This is a genomic window from Bariatricus sp. HCP28S3_A4 (assembly GCF_052066395.1).
Taxonomy (GTDB): domain Bacteria; phylum Bacillota; class Clostridia; order Lachnospirales; family Lachnospiraceae; genus Allocoprococcus.
On the sequence record NZ_JBQHSE010000014.1, the window covers coordinates 50,184 to 72,644 of the forward strand.

Below are 22,461 nucleotides of genomic sequence, written 5' to 3' on the forward strand. Positions count from 1 at the left end.
TTCAGGAGGTACAAAAGAATGAAAATTACAGAAGGCTATATGCCTTTCATGGGATATCAGACCTATTACCGCATAGCCGGCGAATGTACCGGAAACAAAAAGCCTCTGCTTTTACTCCACGGCGGCCCCGGCTCTACACACAATTATTTCGAATTATTGGATGAGCTTGCGGAAGACGGCCGCGCCATCATTTCCTACGATCAGCTCGGATGCGGAAATTCTTATCTGGACGGTCATCCGGAATTGTGGTGTTCCGAGACATGGGACAACGAATTAATGGCACTTAGAAAGCATCTGGGTCTGACCGAACTTCACCTGCTCGGTCAGTCATGGGGCGGTATGCTTGCCATCGAATATCTCTGCGATTACAAACCGGATGGGATCAAATCCGTCATCCTCTCCAGCACGCTTCCTTCTTCTCAATTATGGGCACATGAACAGCACCGATTGATCAGCTTCATGTCCAGGGAAGATCAGGATGCAATCGCACGTGCCGAAGAAAGCGGCAATTTCGATGATCCGGATTATCTTGCAGCCAACGACCGGTTCATGCTGCTGCACTGCGCCGGTGCGGTGACAGAAGATGCACCGGAATGTCTGCGACGTCCGAAAAAATCCGGAAAAGAGGCCTATCTGTACGGCTGGGGTCCGAATGAATTTACACCGTCAGGAAGCCTTGCAAATTGGGAATATCGTGAAAAGATCGGAAATATCCAGGAACCGGCACTAATCATCAATGGCACCAACGATCTCTGCACCCCGCTTGTTGCCAAGACCATGTATGATGCCATTCCGAATTCCCGTTGGGAACTCTTCGATGGATGCCGCCATATGTGCTTTGCAGAAGACACAAAAAAATACTGTGCGCTCCTTCGTGAGTGGATGGCGCAGCATGATTAACCTTTAGGAGTGACTTTGCATATGACTAAAAAGCAAAAAGGGATCCTGTTTATCATTACTTCTGCGTTTTGTTTTTCCCTAATGAATATGTTTGTAAAGTTATCAGGAGACTTACCTTCCGTACAGAAAAGTTTCTTTCGAAACCTTGTAGCAGTTGTTGTCGCCGCAATTCTTCTCAAACGGAGCGGAGCGGCTTTCCGTTGGAAGAAGGGTAATCTGGGCCTGCTCATTGCGCGTTCCGTCTTCGGCACTTTGGGAATCCTGTGCAATTATTATGCGATCAGCCATATGAATCTGGCAGATGCATCAATGCTGAACAAGCTGTCCCCGTTTTTTGTCATCCTGTTTTCTTATTTCTTTTTGAAAGAAAAGGTGACCCCGACACAGGCATTCTGTGTGATCGCGGCTTTCCTGGGCAGTCTGTTCATTATCAAACCAGGCTTTGCCTTCGGCGATACCCTTCCGGCTCTGCTCGGATTTTTTGGTGGGTTTGGTGCAGGCGCCGCCTATACAGCCGTTCGCGGACTGGGACTGAAAGGAGAAAACGGTTCCTTTATCGTGTTCTTCTTCTCTGTCTTCTCCTGCGTTGCTATCTTGCCGGCACTGATCTTCATTTATGAACCGATGAGCCCGCTTCAGCTTCTGTATCTGATCCTCGCGGGGGTCTGTGCTTCCGGCGGACAATTTGCCATTACCGCAGCTTATGCAAATGCACCGGCAAGTGAGATTTCGATTTACGACTATTCCATCGTGATCTTTGCCAGCATCTGGAGCTTTCTTTTCTGGCATGACATCCCGGATGCGCTTAGTGTGATCGGGTATCTCATCATTTTCGGTTCATCACTGCTTATGTTTTTGTACAACTCCAAACGTGCAAAACAGAGAAATTGAAATTTAGTTAAGATTCAAGATGTCGGCTCCCAGTAGGCCGGCATCTTTTGCATCATGCGTCACAACAATCAACGTCCTTCCCTCAAGACATCTTCGTACGTACTCCGCAGTCAATTTTCTCGTTTCTTCGTCCAACCCTTTGAACGGTTCATCCATCACCACACAGTCTGCATCTGCAAGAAGAGCCCGGACAATAGCCACTCTTCGTTTCATTCCTCCGCTCAGCTCACGCACCGGTTTCTGATACACTTCTTTCAGATTCACTCCCCGGAACGCCTCCTGAATTGCCGATTCATCCAGTTTTCTTCTCGCAGTCAGGCGGACGTTCGCCGCCGCACTTAGATTCTCGCAGAGCCGGTTTTCCTGAAACACCGCAGCCATTTTCCCATGCGGAACCCCTGCAATTTCTCCCGCATCCGGTTTTTCCAGACCGAGCAGCAGATGGATCAACGTCGTCTTCCCGATTCCGGATTCTCCCATGACGCAGGTTGTTTTCCCTTCCGGAAAACAACAGGAAAATCGGTTAAATACATGCAATTCTCCGTAGGATTTACTGAGTTCCTTTATCCTGATATCCATACCGCTCCTCCTCTAATGTTTCTCAATCCGGCCGACGACTGCGCGAAGTCCGGCCAGAAAACATTTCTCAAATAGAAAGCTGATTACAATGATCACGATCGTCCAGGCAAACAGATCCGGTGTATTCAGATAAACTTTCGCATGATACAGTTTTTCTCCGATCGAGCCGGAGGGCACACCGATCACCTCCGCCGCAACTCCCGCCTTCCAGCAGAGCCCGAGTCCCAGTGTACAGGCTGTTAGAAGATAGGGCAGAATCTGGGAAATGTAGATATAGCAGATCCGTTTGCCCATTCCGACGCCAAATACATCCGCCATTTCCAGAAGCTTCCTGTCCGTCTGGCGGATTCCCTGTAAAATATTCGTGTACACCACCGGAAGCACCATCAGAAAGGAGATAAATACCGACAGATTTCTCGATGGTATCCAGATCAGGCACAAAATAATAAAGGAAGCCACCGGTGTCGACTTGATCACCGTGATCAGCGGACCAAAGAGGACCGCCGCGAAGGAAAACCGATACGCGACCACAGCCAGGATACAGCCTGTCACCAGCGCGAGCAGAAACCCGAGTACGATTCTTCCGAAGCTGAACCCGACAGACTTCCAGAAATCATACGTCACGATCAGCTCTCCCAGTTTCTTTATAACAGAAACAGGAGATGCCAAAAGGATCTCCTGTCCAAGCCACATGCTGGCCAGCTGCCAGACCGCGATCCAGAACGCAGCCGCCAGCACCTGTATTCCGTATTTTTTTATCCATGAATCTTTACGTTTATCGCTTGTAATAGAACGCATCATCCGGTACACTTCCTCCAATGATCTGCGGATTCTGTTCCAGCAGTGTATTCAGATAACCGGACAGCATCGTCTTCAATTCATCACCCTCAATAAATACGATACTACATTCCGGGATTGCTTTTACTGCAACTTCCTTCGTAACAATTTCATGTGCCCCGATAATCTCTGCCGCAGCCTCCACATCACTGTTTACAAAATCGACGGATTTTTCATAGGCATCCATGAAGATCTTCACGTCGTCTTCATGTCCCTTCAGATATTCATTCCGCACGATTACAACGCCGGTAATCAGACGGCTTCCATCGTCGATACTGCTTTCCCAGAGTTCGTTGAGATCCAGGGCCACTCGCAGATTCTCATTTTTCATGAGTGCCGTAGTCACGAACGGCTGCGGAAGAAGTCCGACTGCTGCCGTATCTGCTGCCAGTGCCGCGACGACCTCTGCATGCTCGGATTTGTATTCAACCGTCACATCCTTCTCCGGATCCAGGCCATTTGCCTTCAATACCGAATTCAATGCATATTCCGGCGTTGCTCCTTTGCCGCTGGAATAGATTGTTTTCCCTTTCAGATCCGCCGCCGAATGGATTGTATCGCCATTTTCCACCAGATACAATACGCCCAGCGTATTCGCAGCCAGTACACTAATCTGCTTCTCCGTCTTCTGATAAAGAGTCGCTGCAAGGTTTGCAGGAATCGCTGCAATATCTACCTGTCCCTGTACAACCATCGGAACCATTTCATCCGGAGATGCCACAATAGAAATATTATAGTTTTCATCGTCAAGCAACTGTGCCATTCCCATCGCAGTAGGGCCTTTCATTGCACCAATGTTGATCACCGCTGACGGTTTTGCCTCCTCCGGCTCTTTATTCTCTTCTTCTGTCTCCTGCTGCTCCTCTTCTTTCACATCTTCCTTCGCATCTTCCCTGGAACCGCATCCGGATAATGCAGCCACACCCATGCAAAGGACAAGAAGCAGTGCTGTCAATTTTTTCTTCTTCATATCCTTCTCCTTTTTTACCCTTTTCGGCTTTATACGCAAATCTGATATGCCGCAGTGAAGATTTCTCCGGCTTTCAGAACATTGCCCCATTCTCTTTCTTCCAGTTTCTGTCCGAAATCCGCCCGGTCACTTCTTCCGTACCAGGGTTCAATGCAGACAAACGGCGCATGCTTCCCTGCCGGTGACCAGATTCCGAATAGAGGCGCTTCAAACTTAACTTCCAGATATTTTTCACCTTCCGGCGTATACAAAGCAACTTTATGGGCCTGATCATGTTCCACGATCAGCGCATCCTCATCAAATAGCGAATCTGTAATCTGCAGCATTCCGTCCGTGAGTTCCAGCACCTTCGTCCTCTCGGACACCGTGCCGTTCTCATCCAGCACACTGGCCGTAAGCGGCTCACAAGTATCGAACCCGATCCGGTAATCCGTCTGTTTCTCTCCCTCTCTCAGCGGACAATTGAACGCCGGATGACCGCCGATGGAGAAATACATCTCCCGATCATTTTTGTTCGTGACTTTCCAGAGCACTTCCACCGCCCGTCCCTGAAGCCGATATCCCAATTCCAAACGGAAACCAAACGGATATTTTTCCAGAGTCTCAGGGGAATCTTCCAACGCAAACCAGATTTCATCACCTTTTTCGGATACCAGTTCAAAATCCATATCCCGGGCAAATCCATGCTGGGAAAGTGAATACCATTTTCCATCGAAACAGCTTTGTTTCTCTCTGTAATTTCCCACAAGAGGGAAAAGCACCGGCGAAGTACGTCCCCAGTATGCCGCATCTCCACACCACAAATATTCCTGCCCGCTGCAGTTATCTATTAATGACTTCATCTCTGCCCCATGAGCATCGATCTCCAGCGTCAGACTTTCGTTCCTGATTTGAAACCTTTCCATTATGATTCCCTCTCTTTCTCCTTTTATTCCGGATACAGACTCTTACATCCTGCCCTGCTTTTGTGTTACTGTGCTTCTACCAGATATCCTTTCTGCCTAAGCATATCCTCTATCATATCCAGAGTTTCCTCCGAGTCCGCTTCAACCCGGTGATAATGATAGTTCGAAGTAATATTTTTCAGCGGACTGGACTTTCCGCTTTGTATATCTTCCAGAAATTCCTTCACCTTTCTGCGCGAAGTAATTCCAAGCGGCGCTTCCATTCGTCCGTAAACTCTGTGATTTACCATCACATTGATAATCTTGCCCCCCAGATCCACGATCGAGCACAGTTCATCTTCGAGCTGTTCATCGGTATGATTCACCTTGAAAACTCTCTCTGCCTGGCTCGGTGCATTCAGAATATATCCCCTGTTGGTAGAAATAATATCATATCCTGCTGCCCGGATCAGCGCGATATCCTGTACGATCACCTGCCGGCTCACGTCAAATCTCGCTGCCAGTTCCTTCCCCGAGACCGGAACCATACTGCTGCGGATTGTATTTACAATCTCTTCCCGTCTTTGTGTCCCTGTCATTCTACAAGTCTCCTTTATCAAATTACCCTACACTGCATGCAGATTCTTCATGGAAATATCGAGGATCGGTGCGGAATGTGTCAGCGCCCCACTGGAAATATAGTCCACGCCAATTGCAGTCAGTCTTGCAATATTTTCCTTCGTCACATTGCCGGAGCATTCGGTTTCGGCTCTTCCGTCAATGATACGGACGGCCTCTTTCATCTCCTCCGGTGACATATTATCCAGCATGATAATGTCCGCGCCGGCTTCCAGTGCTTCCCTTACCATATCCAGATTCTCCACTTCCACTTCGATCTTTCTGACAAACGGCGCATATTCCCTCGCCATCTCCACTGCCTTTTTCACACTTCCGGCAGCTCCGATATGATTATCTTTCAAGAGGACTCCATCTGACAAATTATAGCGATGGTTGAAGCCACCTCCGACCCGGACTGCATATTTCTCAAATATACGCATATTGGGGGTTGTCTTTCTGGTATCCAGAAGTTTCGTTTTGCTTCCCTTAAGAAGCTTCACAACCGAATTCGTGTAGGTCGCGATCCCACTCATTCTCTGCAGATAGTTGAGCGCCACACGCTCACCGGAAAGCAGCACGCGAATGTCACCGCGCACCACGCCCATCTGTTCGCCGCTCTTGACCGCATCGCCGTCTTTGCAGAAAAATTCCACTTCAGTCCTGGCATCCAACAGCTGAAATACTCTTGCAAATACATTCAGCCCCGCAATGATTCCGTCCTGCTTACAGATCAGCTGTACTTCTCCTCTCACAGCCTCTTTCATAACAGAATTCGTCGTAACATCTTCGCTTGAAATGTCTTCCTTAAGCGCCTCAAGAATTAAATGATCTGCCTGTAATGTCATCGTTATTTCGTTCATCTCTGATTATACACTCCTTGTCTCATCTTTTCCAGTTATTTAACCGATCCTTCCGGCTTTACTTCATTTTTCCGACCGGAAATCCGGTTCGCCGCCCGTTTGGCAAATACCAGACTCTCCAAAAGTGAATTACTCGCCAGCCTGTTCGCCCCATGTACTCCGTTGCAGCTGGTCTCCCCGACTGCATACAGATGCTCCATCGAGGTCCGGCTGTCCGAATCCACCCAGATTCCGCCCATAAAATAATGCTGCGCCGGAACAACCGGAATACACTCCCTCGTCACATCGTACCCTTCTTCCAGACAATGCTGATAAATATTGGGGAAATGTTTCAAAATCGTCTCTTTATCAATATGTTCCATGGAAAGCCACACGTAATCCGTACCGTCCTTCTCCATTTCTTCTTTGATCGCTTTCGTCACCACATCCCGCGGAAGAAGTTCATTTACAAAACGCTCTTTCTTCTTATTATATAAGACCGCGCCCTCTCCCCGCACCGACTCAGAAATCAGGAAACGTCTTCCCGGTTTTGTGGAATACAGCGTCGTCGGATGGATCTGAACATAGTCCAGATGTTCCAGACGGATGCCGTGCTTCTTCGCCACATCCAGTGCATCTCCCGTCAAATGCGGGAAATTCGTGGAATGTTTATACCGTCCTCCGATTCCCCCGCTTGCAAGAATCGTATCCGGCGCAAAAATCTTCATTTCCGTTCCATCCTGAGCTGTCGCCACAATGCCCGAACAGATCCCATCTTCCTCCACAACATCCGTCATAGTTGTGTATTCATATATTTTAATATTTTTTCGTTTCTTTACTTGTGTGATTAATTTACTCGTAATCTCTTTTCCCGTAATATCCTCATGAAATAAAATTCTCGGCTTTGAATGAGCCCCTTCGCGTGTATAGGCCAGTTCTCCATTTTCCCTGGCAAAATCCACACCGTATCCGATCAGATCTCTGATAATCTCTCTGGAGCTTCGGATCATAATATTCACCGACTCTTTCCGGTTCTCATAATGCCCCGCCCGCATCGTATCTTCAAAATAACTGTCGTAGTCTTCATCGTCGCGCAGTACACAGATTCCGCCCTGCGCAAGGAACGAATCACTGCTCTCCAGATCCGCTTTTGTGATCATAATGATCTGCTTCTCTTCCGGAAGATTGAGCGCTGCGAACAAACCTCCGACTCCGGTTCCTACGATCACTACATCCGTTTTCATTTCCATCTTTGCATCCTCCGCCTATTTCGCCAGCTCCAGCATTCTTTCCAGCGGTTTTCTTGACGCTTCACGAAGTTCATCGGAGACATGCACCGCATTTTCCCCGGTTTTCAGGACATGAAGAATTTTTTCCAACGTATTTTTCTTCATGTTCGGGCATATCGGAACCGTCTTCGTAAAATAAAATTTCTTCTCCGGATTATTGGTCTGCAGCTTATATGCCACGCCTTCTTCCGTGCAGACGATGAATTCCCGGCACGCACTTTCTCCTGCGTATTTGATAATTCCGGCCGTGCTTCCTATGTAATCCGATAACTCCAGAACCGTCTTCGTGCACTCCGGATGCGAGAGCACCTGGGCCTTAGGATGCGCCATCTTTGCCTCCAGCACCTCTTCTGCCTGCAGCCGTTCATGCGTCGGACAGAAGCCTTCATTATAAACAAACTCCTTTTCCGGCACCTGCTCCGCAATATAATGTGCCAGATTCCGATCCGGAATAAAGAAAATATGCTTATTGGGAAGCGCCTTCACAATCTGAACCGCATTTGCCGAAGTCACACAGACATTCGAATACTTCTTCAGCTCTGCCGTGGAATTGATGTAGCACACCACTGCCAGATCCTCGTATTTCTCCCTCATTTTCTGAATCGTCTCGGCATCTGCCATATGTGCCATCGGACAGTCTGCCTCCATATCCGGCATCAAAACCGTCTTTTCCGGATTCAGCACCTTGGCACTTTCACCCATAAATGAAACCCCGCAGAACACGATCGTCTGCTCCTTAAGTCCGACCGCCACCTTGCTGAGATAGAAAGAATCTCCGATATAATCCGCGATTTCCTGCACTTCCGGCCTCACATAATAGTGCGCCAGAATGACCGCATTTTTTTCCTTTTTTAATGCCTGTATTTCTTCTACTAATGTCATGTCTCTCACCTTTCACTTTGTATGGTATTGTGTTGTGTTGTTATTCTGCTCCGGGAAATGCTTTCTTTGATTTTGGAATGCAAATCCGAGAATATGAGCTGGGATAAAAGCTCATTGACAGACATTATAACATATGACATTGCATGTGACAAGACAGTTGTTGTGTATTCGATTGCATTGTAAAGCATTGCTGGGATGTTGCGGATTTTTAGGAGAAAACCATGGGATAATCCATAGAAATGGTGGCTTGTTACGGATTTTTGGAAGAGAAATGCAGAATAATCCGTAAAGGCAATGTTTGTTACGAATTTTGACAATAATATTATAGAATCGCACACAAAACCGAAAGTTATGAAATAAAAAATCATAACAGCAAGGTAAGTTATTCACTTTTTTTCCCTTTTTCAGAATTTCCAATTACTTCCATAATCATTTCAGTTCCTTCAACACACTCAAGCACAACGGCACCGACAAAGAAAATGTCAGCACATCCGACACCGTCTGGCACATCTGTACACCCAGAAGCCCGAAAAACTGTGGAAGGATCCAAATCAGCGGTAAAAAGAACAACCCCTGCCTGGCCGCCGCCTGAACAGATGCTTTCAGCGCCTGTCCAATGGTCTGAAGCATCATATTTGACATAACGATCCATGCATTCAATGGAAATACCAGACACTGAAGCCGAAGTGCCAGACTTCCGATCCGCACACCGGCTGGAATCCCTGCCCGAATCCAATCAACGCTGAATTCGCAAACATCGCAATCCTTGCCACAATTCCCATCGCCGCAATCGCTGCGTCCGCATAGATCCCGCCATAAATTCCTGCCGTCGTATTCATGCAGATCGTCGCCACACTTCCGAGTCCCTGACGGCAAAGAGACGGCACACCGCCCTTGAATATATTATAAAAATAATGTCCGTTTGGCGTAAAATTCCGGAACGATATCCTGAAATTCCCGCCCTTCATGCTGGCTCTAAGTAATACCAGGAAGCTGACGATCTGGCTGATCACCGTAGCCAAAGCCGCTCCTGCCACTCCCATATGGCATCCAAAGATCAGAATCGGATCCAGCGCAATATTCAAAACAGCTCCGGTCACAATTCCTACCATTGCAAAAGATGCACTTCCCTGAAAACGAAGCTGATTATTGATTACAAGAGAAGACATCATAAACGGCGTACCGATCAGAATGATCCGAAGATAGCTCATTGTATATGGAAGAATCGTCTTCGTGGATCCGAGAAATACCGACAGCGGACGCAGGAAAATCAGTCCCAGCGCACCAAGTACAAGCCCCACAATAAATGCAGAAAAAAATCCCGTCGCTGCCATTTTCTTAGCATCCTCAAAATTCTGTTCGCCCAGTTTTCTGGAAATATAGTTGCCCGATCCGTGTCCAAAGAAAAACCCACACGCCTGAATAATTGCCATCACCGAAAAGACAATACCGACCGCTGCCGTCGACTGCGTATTGATCCTTCCCACAAACATCGTGTCTACCATATTGTAAAATGACGTCACCAACATACTGATGATCGTCGGTACCGCCATCTGACTTACCAAACGTGGGATCGGCTCGGTCGTCATGTATTCCACCTTTTGCTCCGCTGACATATCCGCTACTTTCATGTTAGAACAACTCCCTTTCCTCTTTTGTCACAAACTTCTGATTCCGGCTTTTCGGTTTCTCTGGTATTGTCATTACAAGTTTTCCACTTGCAAGCAAAGGCTGTACATAATGCTGCATCACATAAAATACAGTATTGATTCCCAGATAATCTGCAATTTCCCTGCGTGTTCTCGGAATTCTGCAAAATTCCAGCAACGTATCCGTTCCACCATTTTGCTCCTTTTCAGCATCGTTTTCCTCTGTCTGCTGTTTGTTGTAAAAAATAACTATAAATTCATTTCGTCGATTAATGAACACAGGAGCCGGTAAGCCTGCTGCCGCCATTTCCCGTCGAATAGTAGGGATACCCGAATAACGATTTTCTGTTTTCAAAAGAAATTCCGACATTGTCGCAAGCGCCGGATTGCGCAGATCAGGCCGGGATTTACCAAGATCCTCAACAGTCATTCTTCCATACAATCCTCCCGGACTATGAATCTCCATGCGATCCGTAAAGAAATTAATCTGGATGGGGGTTCCTTCCGTGAAATGACTGTAATCCCGATGGATCAATGCATTCAAAACTGCCTCACGAATCGCTTCAATAGGATATTCCGTCTTATCCATTCGTTCTCCGGTCCGGGAATCAATAATTGTACGCACCCTCATATTTCGCTTGCAAAACGAAATAGCTTCGGAAAGCATCGCCGGCAAAGTTCCCTCAATCCGTTTATTATCTGAAAATCTTACAGAGTCCTGACTAACATCGCCAATCTCCTGCCCCGGAACAACAATCGCAGTAATTGCAAGCTGTGGAAAATATCCCTGCGGATACAGTCCAAAATTCAAAATTGCCGCCAACGTTGGAATCCCATCCCTCGTAATTGCCAGCATTTCATAAGCCTGTTCCATGCTCAATTTGGAAAAACCCGGTCGTTCTTCTCTCATCCGCAAAAGGTACCCCTGAACCTTATCCTGATCCAGAAGTGACATTTTGGCCCTCTCGATCACTCTTTCATCATCGTGTAAATGCTTTCGAAATGCTTCATAAGTGTATATCTCATAATCTGTCATAGGAAGATCTGCATCTCCGACCCGAACATAGGAACCTTTGATTCGCCCTGCTCCGGAATAATAGCAAGGACGTTCCGTCAGATCCGCAGAAGGAATTTCAGCTGAACAAATGAATTCTCCATCCAACTCGGCCACTGTAAATACCGCCCTAACCGGAGGAATCATCTGATTACATTGCTCTGTTACCTTCTTTTGCAAATCCTGCAGGTCATACACACCAACACAGGCAAAATTTTTTGATTCATCCAGACCAAATAAAATAACTCCGCCTCCGTCCTGATTGGAAAAACTGGATAATGTATCATAAAGTTTTTTAGGGCAGCCTCCATGTGCCGCTTTTACTTCTAACGTTTGAGTCTCAGCTTTTAGATGCATCGTTTGATTTGCTAATTCAATCAACTCTTCGCTTAACATTGTTTTTCACTCCCTTCATTAAACAAAGTATAACAAAATAAGCAAACAAATTCAATTGATTTTGTTTGCTCATTTTTTATTAATATAAATACCATTACTAATATATGCATACTTCTTCAAAAATATGCAAAGTATCTCCTTTGCTCATCAATTTTGTTTGCTTAATCCAATTATTATTTCTTGACTTTTTCACTTCGGACCGATAAAATAACATAATGAAAACACAAATCAATATGGCGATAAACGACACAAGTAGTGCTTTGCACGTAAATCTGATCACGGTACACTCCACTGATTTACTGCAAATGCAATACTTGTTTTTTTATGCCAAAAGGGAGGAAATTTTTATGCCAAGAAACCAGTTTCAGCGAATGATTTTCGCATTACTCACAGTCATTGTCACCGTCCATGCCTATGTATTTTACAGCTTATATGTGGTAAATGGATCTTATTTTTCATCAATAGAAGGGGCTGCCGGTGTTCTGGACGGCATCCGGCTGAATGGAGGAGTCATGATGCTCGGGCGCTTTTGTCCTATATGGGCAGTCATCTTAGTCGAGTTCTGTCTCGCTTATGCATTAGAATGCATAATGGGAAGTCCCTGCTCCTTCAAACTTGCCTGTAAGGTGTTTGACCCCGGAACTACGCATCCTGTTCTGTTTGAGACGGCCATAATCTGTGCCACAGTCGGTCTGATGTGCCCGGCCATGAGCTTTCTGGCTGCGATTTTGTACTATCCATATTATGCGGGCTTCCATATACTTACACTGTTGGCAAACTGGCTGAAGCTGGTATGCTATAACTTTCCATTTGCGTTCTTTACGCAGTTGTTCTTTATACAGCCATTCATTCGCACTCTGTTTAAGATACTGTTTGCCAAAGACATCAAGAGTCGCTTGATTTGAACATTATTTGCTTTAATATATCAAAATAGCACTCAATATCGAGTGCTATTTTGCATGCCGTTCTACTTATTAATTGCTCTCGCAAGCAATGCTTCTTGCAACACTTGCGAAAAATTAATTTTTTGTTTTTCTGCATAAGAATTGAGCCATGCTGGAATTGTAACATTTTTCCTTACTGCTTTTTCACCATATCGTTCTGCGTAGGCGTCCATATCAAGTAATACCATGCTTACTTGACCGCCTTCCCTCCTTTCTACGGAATCATAATCAGAAGACTTCGGAACAACATTTCCCTCTTCTAGTTCATCGAGAACCCATCCGCTAGCTGCATCTGTGGCATTTTCAAATGCATCTTCTAAATTTTTTCCTTCCGTAACGCATCCAGGCAAATCCGGAAACTCTACAACATAGCCCCCGCTTCCATCCGAAAAGGATAGAATACTGCTGGATAAATTAATTTCATTATGATTGCCTCCTTGATTGTATTAACATATATACATCTATATTATGGACATTGCTGAAGTTGTATTCCAGCCTGTCTCATAATCGATTTAACTGTGTCAATATGTAAATCTCCACCATGCTCGGCACACAAAAAAAAACCCCGAATTAACGAGGTTTTCCGTGTGCCGCAGACCGGAATCGAACCGGTACGGGTATCGCTACCCACGGGATTTTAAGTCCCGGGCGTCTGCCAGTTCCGCCACTGCGGCAAGAGGTGTTTAACCGGCTTAAATCAAAGAGCATACGTGCTCTGCACTGTCTCTTTTAGCCATACACCAATGGGCGGAGGTGGATTCGAACCACCGAAGCATATTGCAGCAGATTTACAGTCTGTCCCCTTTGGCCACTCGGGAATCCACCCATCAAATGTCTCTCGACAATACTTACTTATACCATATTTTCCCGAAAAATGCAAGAAAAATGTGGACATTCCAGCGTTTTTACACGCTGAATGCCCACATCCCTTTCATCTGATCAAGCAACCTTTTCGCATCCCATTTTTTACGGCTGTTGATTCGGCTGTTTGGATCATTCACAATAATCTTTCCATCGTCCGTCACTCCTGTCAGCACAATAAAATGCCCCTGCTCTGTGAAATCCCCGGGGCCCATGCTGCAGATGATCGGATGGCCTGCGCGCAATTCGCTCTGTACACCTTCGACCGTCCATTTGGTAATCTGCCAGGAGTGTACCCCCAGCCGGGATGCTCCGTCCGTCATCAAGGCCCAGTCCGTAACATCATTTGTACAATATCCCCACTCCATACTCAAGTCGGCAACCTTTTTCGGAGTGGCACTTCCGTCTCCGGTGAGTCCTGTCACGACCATAGCAAGGCAAGTCGGACCACATCCGTTGACTGCGATCGTACCACTTCCGTATGACGCATATCCCCATGTCTGGTCCCACTGATAGTAAAGCGGAATATTGTTACGGAGCTGATATTCACTTAAATCAACCGATGCCGGAACTGCTTCATTGAGCGCATCAGACCCTTTTGCCATGTACTCCGGATAATCCACGACCCAGTCCACTGCCTCTTTATGCTTTGTGAAATATTCAATCAGCCAGTCCGGGTAGGAATCTCTGTCCAGCAGAATTTTCTCCACCTGAGGATATCTCGCATACAGCTCCCGGAGCTGTGCTCCATATTTGTCAGAAGTCAGTACTTGCTCGATCCGCCTTTCCCGCTCCTCTTCGGCGTCCTTTCTCGCCTGCTCGGCTTTCTCAACTGCCTCCTGTTTTTCTTTCTCGATCCGCGCAGCCTCCTTTGTTTTTTTCATTCTGCCCATCCCAAGGAGCAGCAAAAGAACAACTGCAATTCCAAGTACCAGAATAGCTATCTTTCTGTATTTTAGAAGTTTTTTTCTTTCTTTTATTCCATTTAACTGTGTTCTATCAAAGCGAAAATCTATCATCGATATGGTTCCTTCCTGATTTGTACTAATACTTTAGCACATTTTTTCTACAGAAAACACCATTTTACGACAAATTACAAAAATTTCACATTTTCTTAAGTTACTCAATAAAATGAGTTTTCCAAACTTTACACTGTCAATTTTATACCAGCTATGTTATAGTTATAATGATGCAAAGCATCAGAAACAACCACTTTTCGGAAAGGATGTGTAAAAATATGTGCGGATTTGCAGGCTATTACGGCACTGGCGATTTCAATAGAGAAGAAGTAATCGATAAGATGGGCGAGCTGATCGCGCACCGCGGCCCGGACAGCAAGGGCAGTTTTGTAGATGATTATGTAGCACTTGGTTTCCGTCGTTTAAGTATCATTGACCTGGAGGGCGGCACACAGCCGATTCACAGCGCAGATGGAAAGCATGTCATTATATTTAACGGTGAGATTTACAATTATCAGGAGATCCGCAAGGATTTGATCGAGAAGCACGGATGTACGTTCCAGACCAATTCCGACACCGAAGTCATTCTCCAGACTTACAAGACCTACGGCGAGAAGACCGCTTCCATGCTCCGCGGCATGTTCGCCTTCGTAATTTATGACAAGGAAAATCACACCATGTACGGCGCAAGAGATTATTTCGGAATCAAACCGTTCTATTATGCAAAAATGAACGGAAGTCTGCTTTTTGGTTCTGAGATCAAATCTTTCCTTGCCCACCCGCATTTTCATAAAGAAGTCAATAAAGAAGCACTGAAAATGTACCTGACCTTCCAGTACAACCCACTTCTTGAGACCATGTTCAAGGATGTATACAAACTGGAGCCGGGAACCTATTTTACCTACGACGGCAAGGACTTTAAGACAACCAAATATTTCGACCCGACCTACGAGAAGCAGGACAGAAGCTTCGATGAGACTGTCAAACTGATTGGCGAGACCATTCAGGAATCGGTTGATTACCATCAGATCAGTGATGTAGAAGTTGGTTCCTTCCTGTCAGGCGGTGTGGATTCCAGCTACATTGCTTCCACCGTTAAACCGATGAAGACTTACTCCGTTGGATTTGAAGTGGGCGGCTTCGACGAGACCACCTACTCCAAGGATCTCTGCGACATCCTTCATATGTCCAATGCCAAGAAAGAGATTTCTTCCGACGAATTCTTCGATGCCCTGCCGGAAGTACAGTACCACTCCGATGAACCGCATGCGAACCTGTCAGCCGTACCGCTTTACTATCTGTCTGAGCTGGCTGCAAAGGATGTCAAGGTTGTCCTGAGTGGGGAAGGTGCCGATGAGATGTTCGGCGGCTACGATACGTATAAACCAAGTAAATCCGGTGACTTCTACCGCAAGGTAGTTCCGGCTTCAATCCGTAAGAAGCTCGGCGACTGGGCTGCAAGCAAACCAAATCACCGCGGTCTGAATTTCCTGAAGAGAAATGCAACTTCTGTAGAAGATTCCTATATCGGACAGGCATTTATCATGGACAACGAAGAGGCAAATGAAGTGCTGGCTCCGAAATATAAATCTGACTTAAGATATCAGGATGTGACCAAACCTTATTTTGACCAGGTAAAAGACCAGGATGATTTCCATAAAAAACTTTTCCTGGACATGCACCTGTGGCTGCCGCATGACATACTTCTGAAAGCAGACAAAATGACCATGGCTCATTCTTTGGAACTTCGCGTTCCGTATCTGGACAAAGAAGTGTGGAAACTCGCCCGTAGTATCGACACCAAATACTGTGTTGAGGGAGAAGAGACGAAGAAAGCATTCCGTACCTCCGCTCTTTCCCACATCCCGATGGACTGGGCACAGCGCAAAAAACTCGGTTTCCTCGTACCGTTCCGCGTATGGCTCCGCGAGGATAAATACTACAACCGCGTGAAAGAAATGTTCCAGAAGGATTTTGTTTCTGAATTCTTCGACAGAAATATTCTGATGAAATGGCTGGAAGACCATAAGAACAAAGTAGGAAACTACCACAGAAAAATTTACACCGTTTACTCTTTCTTATTATGGTATGAACAGTATTTCGTACTGAGATAAATACTTAAATGACAAAAACCTCTTTACACCATAGTATCTTCACTCTGGCGTAAAGAGGTTTCTTTAATTACTATAGCTCCACAGATTTCGGATCTGTCCCATGACCCGCTCCGGATCCCATGCTTTACTGCTGTTCTTTTTACTGTTCGGATCTTTGATGATAAAATTCCCCTTATCGTCCACACCTGTCAGAACAATAAAATGGCCGCCGTTCGTGAAATCTCCGGGACCTACAATACAAATAATCGGATGCCCCGCTTCCAGCTCTGACCGGATACTCGTCTCACTGAGCGAGATTTCCGAGGCCGAAAGCCCCAATTCTCCCGCAATATCGGTCATAATACTCCAGGAAGAGCCGCTGCCCGCCACATAATATCCTTTCTGATCCGCCTTTTTAGCCATCTCCAACGGATTCCAGTCCGCATTTCCTGTAAGACCACAATAGACCATGGACAAACAAGTCGGGCCACACCCGGTTACAGCCATAAAATCATCACCATAAATCTGATATCCCCACCGTTCATCCCACTGCAGGAACAGCGGTATTTCTCCTTCCTTCACTTCCCCCGACACATCAATTTCATCCTGACGATCCTTATTCTTCGGATAATCCCTGACAAACTGCTTCGTCTCCGGATTCCGCTCCGCCAATGCCAAAAGACTTTCCGGATACTCGCCGCTATCTCGCATTTTCTCTATAGAATACCGGTTATACCACAAAACTCCTATAAAAAATACAATCAATAATAATGCCACCGCCAAAATCCTTTTCAGAATTCCCAGCCGCCTTTTTCTTTTCAATAGTCTGAGCCTCGTTCGTCTTCTCTGTTCCTGCAATTTCCAGACCTCCTCGTTTGTTTCCTCCATAGTAACAAAACGTTTTGAAGACTTTCTTGCTCAATTCTTAATTATTTCCTATTTTGTAACTGTTCAGAGCCAAGCAGATTTGTCAAAAAAGGGCGATGAATGCTTGCATTCGTGAGCACTTTTTTGTACAAATCTATTTGGCGGATACGCCACACTGAGGAAACACGAAGTGTTTTCGAGGTTGGCTCTGAACAGTTACCCTATTTTTCAAAATGCAAAAAGCGGCATGAACCTCTTTATTCACACCGCCCATTAATATCCTCATTTATTCAATTCTACACAGATCAGATCCTCATAGGGATTCGTCCGCGCAAGCGCGATTTTCACAATCTCACCGGAAAACACACCAAACTGCTCCTGCATCACCCGGAACACCGCCATCATTTCTTCTTTTTCCAGCTTTTTGGCAATCGTCGTATGCGGCATCCACTGAAACGGCCTATACATCGGACTGATCCGCGTCTCCTCAATCCCCGCCATGCCTTCATATATTTTCACAGACAAATCCTGCAGATACGCATTCAGCACCGGCGCCAGATAGATAACTCCCGGGAAAAATGCTCCCGCCGATGCCCACATGAGTGTGCCGCTCTTCATACCTTCGGCCACACACTTCAGCATCTCTGCCGCTTCTGCTTCCCGTCTGGTCTCAAATGCAGAAATCGTAATATGCGGCGGAACCTTCGCGTCGATCATATACGTATTTCCGCTCCTTTTTGCGGCCTGTTCCATCAAATTCCGGATTCTCTGATCCGTTTTTTCATCAAAATAAACCGATATCAGATACATTTCCCACCTCTGGTTATTTCAAAACCAACACACTACCAACACACTCGTGCACAAGATCAACGCACTCGTGTACTAAATCAATGACAGTGTTCGCAAAATATAAAGCCACATAGTCAGTGTAAATGCACTGAACATCGTGGTAAGCATGACCACACTGGAAGATACGATGCCCTCATGCCCCATATTTTTCGCCATAACATAACTGCTGACCGTGGTTGCCGAACCAAGCATAACCAGAATCGCCACCAGCTCTTCATTCCTGAATCCAAGCCCGATTGCAATCGGCAGGAAAATAGCTGCCAGTCCGACCAGCTTGATAAATGCCGCCGTCGCCGAAGGCCTGATTTTCCCAAATGCCTTCTTAAAGTCAAAGGTCGCTCCCATGGCCATAAGCCCCATCGGCGAAGCCACCGCTCCAAGATTAGAAACCGTCTTTTCCATAATGTGCGGCATCGGAATCCTAAGCGCCGACCATAAAAGTCCGGCTGCTATACCAATGATGATCGGATTTGTCACAATCCCTTTGAGCGTCTTTTTAATCACCTCACCATCCAGTCCTTTTCTCTCCGGCTGAAAAAAAGACAGCACCACGACCGCCATAATATTATAAAGTGGTACACTTCCGATGATCATAAGCGGTGCCATGCCCGCATTCCCATAAATATTCTGGATAAATGCAATTCCAAGAAGCGCCGCGCTGCTCCGATAGGACGCCTGGATAAATTCTCCCTGGATACATTTGTCCTTCCACAAACAGGAGACTGCTGCCGCAATCGCAATACTAAGCACCGTCGCCCCAAAACAGAAAAGCACAAACTTAACATTCCACACTTTTTCAAAATCTACCGTCGCAAGATCCTCAAACACCAGCACCGGGAGCGGAACCATGAACACGAATTTGTTCATCTTCGAGGCAAACTGCTCGTCAATCCACCCGATCCTGCGAAATAAAAGTCCCAGAAGCATCATAAGAAATACCGGGACCGTTGCATTTAAACTAAATATCAGATTCTCCATCTTACACTTCATTCCCTTTTTTGCTTATTGTCATCTACTGGACTTTATTTTGCACCTTTTTATCAGTACTGTCAAGAATTGGCGGGTTTAAGCGTATGAGAATTTTGTAAATAATCATTGAGATTTTCTCATAGATATATTATAATAGAACCATTATCGGGGTATGGCTCAGTTTGGTTAGAGCGCGCGGCTGGGGGCCGCGAGGTCGCAGGTTCGAATCCTGTTACCCCGATTTTGTTGTACAACGAGCCCTCTGAAAGCCCTGTAAAGTAAACGGTATAGCTATAACTATAACTCTTTGCTCACAAATCTCAATGTCGGTTAGCTGCTGATTCCCATATTACACCTGCCTTCTGGGTACAAAAATACCGCAGGTGGATCCCCCACGGTAATCATTTTCTTATTTTTTTATTATCATATATATGATAATTCCTCATCATAATATCAACTCTATAGCCCTCAAACCTCATTTTTCTCCTCAAAAATACGATTGCAGCAATTGCCATAAACGATAATACTGCGAAATTATACTCATTGCATTTTCTGCTTGTTAAGTAAACAAAAATCAAAGTCAAGCACATCCAAAACATAGATCTACTCATTTCTGAAATACTGTACATCTTTTCCGCCTTCCCTATCACACCTTCCGTTTCAAGCACGGTCAAGCAATAATGAAATGCAAATCTGTTTTGTTCTTCTTCAGTATATCCCGATTTCAGTTCTTTACTCTTAAAACATTTTTTCAAGATACGTTGCTTCACTTTTTTAGATAATTTGAAATCCAATCGTTTATTTTTCCATCTGCTTGAATCCTTAAAATAATTCTCATCCAACTTACCTATAAAATGTCCGGCAAGATCATCCGCAATTTTACCAATTTCATGGTAAAGTACTCCGCATAAATAACTTACGACAAAAAACGAAAAATACTTTATCGCCCCATCTGTCAATATATCTGGTATATATTCTTCTGCATTTGGGAATAAGAATGCCATTCCCATCACAAACATCGCTCCAGGTATAAGCATACAAAAAATATCAAATATTCCAAATTTTTCTAAAAATTGTTCCATATCTCCACTCTCCTTCCACCACCATTATACCGCAGAAGGAAAGCTTTTCCAAGTACTGCACGGGATTACAAAAATAACTGAAAATAACTAATCATCGGGCTGCTTCAAATATTTCTTTCTCACCATAATTCCTCTCAAAATCTCATCCTGCAGCAAATTAATCCCATTTTCCTGTAATGGATCAAAATGATATTCCGATAAAAAATCCGGATGCTGTTCAAAAAAATGCCTCTGAACCTCTTCCGGCTGGTTCAGCAAATTCTGTTCATAAAAATCCAGATCATCCCCTTCTATAAATTTCCAGAAACGTTCTGTCTCCTCTCCTGTAAACTCATTTTTACTCTTCATGTGCATCACCCCTTTATATACTACTTTATCTTATTTTATCCTACTTTTAAAGACTAAATCTTACAAAATGGTATATTGTATAAAAGGAGGAGTTCCATGAAACCACTAAAGACAAAAGTAAGTATCACACTTGACTCAGATATCATCACCAAAGTGAAAGTTCTGGCAGAAAATGATGACCGATCCTTCAGCCAATACATAAATCTCGTACTAAAAGAACATATTTCTTCACAGTCGGATCAGAATAATGAAAAGATATAAAAACAGGGAGGGCATATCAGATATTCTTATCTTGATATTCCTTCCCTGATTATTATCTGTTAATTGTCTGGTAAACAAAACCATTTACGCAGCTCTATTCAAACAGCGGGGTTGAAAAATACCGTTCTGCCGTATCCGGTAAAATGGTCACTACCGTTTTCCCCTTACCAAGCTTCTTCGCCAGCCTTTTAGCCGCAGCAACATTCGTTCCGCTTGAAATACCGCACATCAGTCCTTCAAGCCGTGCCAGATCTCTCGCAGTCTGAAGCGCTTCTTCATCCGTTACGATCACAACCTCATCGTAAATATCCTGATTTAAAATCTCCGGTATCACACCGTCTCCGATTCCCATCTGCAAATGGCTTCCGACTTCACCACCCGACAGAATCGCAGCATGCTCCGGCTCAATCGCCCAGATCGTTATCTCCGGATTCGCCTTCCTAAGCGCTTCACCCACACCGGAAATCGTTCCACCCGTTCCGATTCCAGAGCAAAATCCATCAATCCTTCCTCCAACCTGCTCAACAATCTCTCTTCCGGTCATATTCAAATGAGCTTCATAATTGGCCATATTCTCAAACTGCTGCGGAACATAGACCCTGGAATCCGCTTCCTTCATCTCCAGCGCAGTACGAATACATCTCTGTATACATTCCCCGATATCGCCCTCATCGTGGACCAATTTCACCTCAGCCCCATAATTCTGCACCAGCTTCCGGCGTTCCTCACTGACCGAATCCGGCATAATGATCACTGTATGGTATCCCCGGACCGCACCAACAAGCGCAAGCCCGATCCCCTGATTTCCACTGGTCGGTTCCACAATAATCGTATCCTTCTGAATCTTCCCCTGCTTTTCCGCATCCAGAATCATATTCCAGGCCGTTCTCGTCTTCACCGAACCGCCAACATTCAACGCCTCAAACTTCACCAGAATCTCCGCACTGTCTTCATCTGTCATCCGGTTCAACCGAATCATCGGCGTATTTCCCACTGCCTCAAGTACATTATTATATATCATTTCAATTGTTCCTCCACAAAACCTCTATCTTAATAGTATATTGCGAAATAAAGGCAGATGCAACATAAAATGATTCTCCCAAAAAGAATCCATCATAGAATCTTTCGAAGAAAAAGCCCAATTTCTCCTTCTATTACAGCATAAAAAATCAGAGAGCCTCTTCTGACTGCATATGGCGCGTCCCAACGGCCGGTTTTGCGGAGCAAAACGGCCGAAATGCGAAGCTGAACAGCCGTTAGGCTTTGATTGATACAGAAATCTCTAGGATAATATATTCATTCATCTATCAGATGAAAATATATTTCTTAGGAGGATGATGTATGCTGGACTACAAAAACATCATTATCAAACGTTATGCGCTTTCCATGTCAGGAAGTGAAATTGCCCGACAGCTTAGCGTAAGTAAATCAGGAGTCAAT

24 protein-coding genes and 3 tRNA genes are annotated in these 22,461 nt (G+C 45.3%); 6 read left to right on the forward strand and 21 right to left on the reverse strand.

All coding sequences use genetic code 11. The features are described 5' to 3' along the window. Positions 1-18 precede the first annotated feature (18 nt). Both pepI and ACTNBF_RS08855 read left to right on the forward strand, forming a co-directional pair. Positions 19-900 carry a proline iminopeptidase gene (gene pepI / locus ACTNBF_RS08850; RefSeq protein WP_427807548.1) on the forward strand — a complete coding sequence of 294 codons (882 nt, stop codon included), beginning with the start codon at positions 19-21 and terminating at the stop codon, positions 898-900. Between the two features lie 21 nt (positions 901-921). Next, entirely contained in the window at positions 922-1,791 is an 870-nt protein-coding gene (locus tag ACTNBF_RS08855; protein WP_441089080.1) for a DMT family transporter, read from the forward strand. A gap of 3 nt (positions 1,792-1,794) precedes the next feature. On the opposite strand, the gene ACTNBF_RS08860 is transcribed toward ACTNBF_RS08855, so the two are convergent. The 11 genes from ACTNBF_RS08860 to ACTNBF_RS08910 form a co-directional block, all read right to left on the reverse strand. After that, positions 1,795-2,370, reverse strand: a complete 576-nt coding sequence (locus ACTNBF_RS08860) for an ATP-binding cassette domain-containing protein (RefSeq protein WP_441025305.1) — start codon at positions 2,368-2,370, stop codon at positions 1,795-1,797. A gap of 12 nt (positions 2,371-2,382) precedes the next feature. Then, positions 2,383-3,171 carry an ABC transporter permease gene (locus tag ACTNBF_RS08865; protein WP_441089081.1) on the reverse strand — a complete coding sequence of 263 codons (789 nt, stop codon included), beginning with the start codon at positions 3,169-3,171 and terminating at the stop codon, positions 2,383-2,385. Then, positions 3,146-4,177 (reverse strand): ABC transporter substrate-binding protein, encoded by a 1,032-nt coding sequence (locus ACTNBF_RS08870; RefSeq protein ID WP_441089082.1) that lies wholly within the window; start codon positions 4,175-4,177, stop codon positions 3,146-3,148. The genes ACTNBF_RS08865 and ACTNBF_RS08870 overlap by 26 nt, the downstream gene beginning before the upstream one ends. 29 nt (positions 4,178-4,206) lie before the next feature. Next, a complete protein-coding gene (locus tag ACTNBF_RS08875; protein WP_427819503.1) occupies positions 4,207-5,082 on the reverse strand; it encodes an aldose 1-epimerase family protein in 876 nt (291 codons plus the stop codon). A 65-nt stretch (positions 5,083-5,147) separates the two neighbouring features. Beyond that, the gene (locus ACTNBF_RS08880) at positions 5,148-5,660 is read right to left on the reverse strand and encodes a transcription repressor NadR (RefSeq protein ID WP_427819501.1); all 513 of its coding nucleotides are present in this window, start codon (positions 5,658-5,660) and stop codon (positions 5,148-5,150) included. A gap of 27 nt (positions 5,661-5,687) precedes the next feature. Then, entirely contained in the window at positions 5,688-6,539 is an 852-nt protein-coding gene (nadC, locus tag ACTNBF_RS08885; protein WP_441089083.1) for a carboxylating nicotinate-nucleotide diphosphorylase, read from the reverse strand. A 35-nt stretch (positions 6,540-6,574) separates the two neighbouring features. Continuing rightward, positions 6,575-7,768, reverse strand: coding sequence for an L-aspartate oxidase (locus ACTNBF_RS08890; protein WP_441089085.1), 1,194 nt, complete (start codon positions 7,766-7,768; stop codon positions 6,575-6,577). Between the two features lie 15 nt (positions 7,769-7,783). Further along, the gene (gene nadA / locus ACTNBF_RS08895; protein WP_441089086.1) at positions 7,784-8,689 is read right to left on the reverse strand and encodes a quinolinate synthase NadA; all 906 of its coding nucleotides are present in this window, start codon (positions 8,687-8,689) and stop codon (positions 7,784-7,786) included. A gap of 429 nt (positions 8,690-9,118) precedes the next feature. Further along, complete coding sequence (locus tag ACTNBF_RS08900) at positions 9,119-9,397, reverse strand: hypothetical protein (RefSeq protein ID WP_441089093.1); 279 nt, start codon at positions 9,395-9,397, stop codon at positions 9,119-9,121. After that, the gene (locus tag ACTNBF_RS08905) at positions 9,346-10,320 is read right to left on the reverse strand and encodes an MATE family efflux transporter (protein WP_441089087.1); all 975 of its coding nucleotides are present in this window, start codon (positions 10,318-10,320) and stop codon (positions 9,346-9,348) included. Before ACTNBF_RS08905 ends, ACTNBF_RS08900 begins: the two co-directional genes overlap by 52 nt. 1 nt (position 10,321) lies before the next feature. Further along, positions 10,322-11,788: an ATP-binding protein gene (locus ACTNBF_RS08910; protein WP_441089088.1), complete on the reverse strand. Its 1,467-nt coding sequence runs from the start codon at positions 11,786-11,788 to the stop codon at positions 10,322-10,324. A 347-nt stretch (positions 11,789-12,135) separates the two neighbouring features. Between ACTNBF_RS08910 and ACTNBF_RS08915 the strand changes: the two genes are divergently transcribed. Then, positions 12,136-12,693: a hypothetical protein gene (locus tag ACTNBF_RS08915; protein WP_427807565.1), complete on the forward strand. Its 558-nt coding sequence runs from the start codon at positions 12,136-12,138 to the stop codon at positions 12,691-12,693. 62 nt (positions 12,694-12,755) lie between these two features. Here the strand turns inward: ACTNBF_RS08915 and ACTNBF_RS08920 are convergent, their stop codons facing one another. The 4 genes from ACTNBF_RS08920 to ACTNBF_RS08935 form a co-directional block, all read right to left on the reverse strand. Next, a complete protein-coding gene (locus tag ACTNBF_RS08920; RefSeq protein ID WP_441017613.1) occupies positions 12,756-13,082 on the reverse strand; it encodes a type II toxin-antitoxin system HicB family antitoxin in 327 nt (108 codons plus the stop codon). Positions 13,083-13,320: 238 nt separating this feature from the next. Beyond that, positions 13,321-13,406 (reverse strand) — tRNA-Leu (locus ACTNBF_RS08925). A gap of 70 nt (positions 13,407-13,476) precedes the next feature. Continuing rightward, positions 13,477-13,558 (reverse strand) — tRNA-Tyr (locus ACTNBF_RS08930). Positions 13,559-13,637: 79 nt separating this feature from the next. After that, positions 13,638-14,612: a C39 family peptidase gene (locus ACTNBF_RS08935; protein ID WP_441089089.1), complete on the reverse strand. Its 975-nt coding sequence runs from the start codon at positions 14,610-14,612 to the stop codon at positions 13,638-13,640. Between the two features lie 218 nt (positions 14,613-14,830). Here ACTNBF_RS08935 and asnB point away from each other — a divergent pair, with 218 nt between their 5' ends. Further along, positions 14,831-16,666 (forward strand): asparagine synthase (glutamine-hydrolyzing), encoded by a 1,836-nt coding sequence (asnB, locus tag ACTNBF_RS08940; RefSeq protein ID WP_427819473.1) that lies wholly within the window; start codon positions 14,831-14,833, stop codon positions 16,664-16,666. 63 nt (positions 16,667-16,729) lie between these two features. Here asnB and ACTNBF_RS08945 read toward each other — a convergent pair whose 3' ends face one another. The 3 genes from ACTNBF_RS08945 to ACTNBF_RS08955 all read right to left on the reverse strand — a co-directional run bounded on the left by ACTNBF_RS08945 (position 16,730) and on the right by ACTNBF_RS08955 (position 19,339). Further along, positions 16,730-17,503, reverse strand: a complete 774-nt coding sequence (locus tag ACTNBF_RS08945) for a C39 family peptidase (RefSeq protein ID WP_441089090.1) — start codon at positions 17,501-17,503, stop codon at positions 16,730-16,732. Positions 17,504-17,794: 291 nt separating this feature from the next. Further along, positions 17,795-18,322, reverse strand: a complete 528-nt coding sequence (locus ACTNBF_RS08950; RefSeq protein ID WP_441025320.1) for a 2'-5' RNA ligase family protein — start codon at positions 18,320-18,322, stop codon at positions 17,795-17,797. Between the two features lie 72 nt (positions 18,323-18,394). Further along, entirely contained in the window at positions 18,395-19,339 is a 945-nt protein-coding gene (locus tag ACTNBF_RS08955) for an AEC family transporter (RefSeq protein ID WP_441089092.1), read from the reverse strand. 157 nt (positions 19,340-19,496) lie between these two features. On the opposite strand from ACTNBF_RS08955, the gene ACTNBF_RS08960 reads away from it, so the two are divergent. After that, positions 19,497-19,571, forward strand: a tRNA-Pro gene (locus tag ACTNBF_RS08960). Between the two features lie 160 nt (positions 19,572-19,731). Here the strand turns inward: ACTNBF_RS08960 and ACTNBF_RS08965 are convergent. Continuing rightward, positions 19,732-20,412, reverse strand: a complete 681-nt coding sequence (locus ACTNBF_RS08965; RefSeq protein WP_427819468.1) for a hypothetical protein — start codon at positions 20,410-20,412, stop codon at positions 19,732-19,734. Positions 20,413-20,499: 87 nt separating this feature from the next. Further along, on the reverse strand, positions 20,500-20,760 hold the full coding sequence (locus ACTNBF_RS08970; RefSeq protein ID WP_427808876.1) for a hypothetical protein: 261 nt from the start codon (positions 20,758-20,760) through the stop codon (positions 20,500-20,502). A gap of 96 nt (positions 20,761-20,856) precedes the next feature. Here ACTNBF_RS08970 and ACTNBF_RS08975 point away from each other — a divergent pair, with 96 nt between their 5' ends. Further along, positions 20,857-21,021 carry a toxin-antitoxin system protein gene (locus ACTNBF_RS08975; protein WP_427808875.1) on the forward strand — a complete coding sequence of 55 codons (165 nt, stop codon included), beginning with the start codon at positions 20,857-20,859 and terminating at the stop codon, positions 21,019-21,021. A 94-nt stretch (positions 21,022-21,115) separates the two neighbouring features. Here the strand turns inward: ACTNBF_RS08975 and cysK are convergent, their stop codons facing one another. Continuing rightward, complete coding sequence (gene cysK, locus ACTNBF_RS08980; RefSeq protein ID WP_441019077.1) at positions 21,116-22,042, reverse strand: cysteine synthase A; 927 nt, start codon at positions 22,040-22,042, stop codon at positions 21,116-21,118. Between the last annotated feature and the right edge of the window lie 419 nt (positions 22,043-22,461).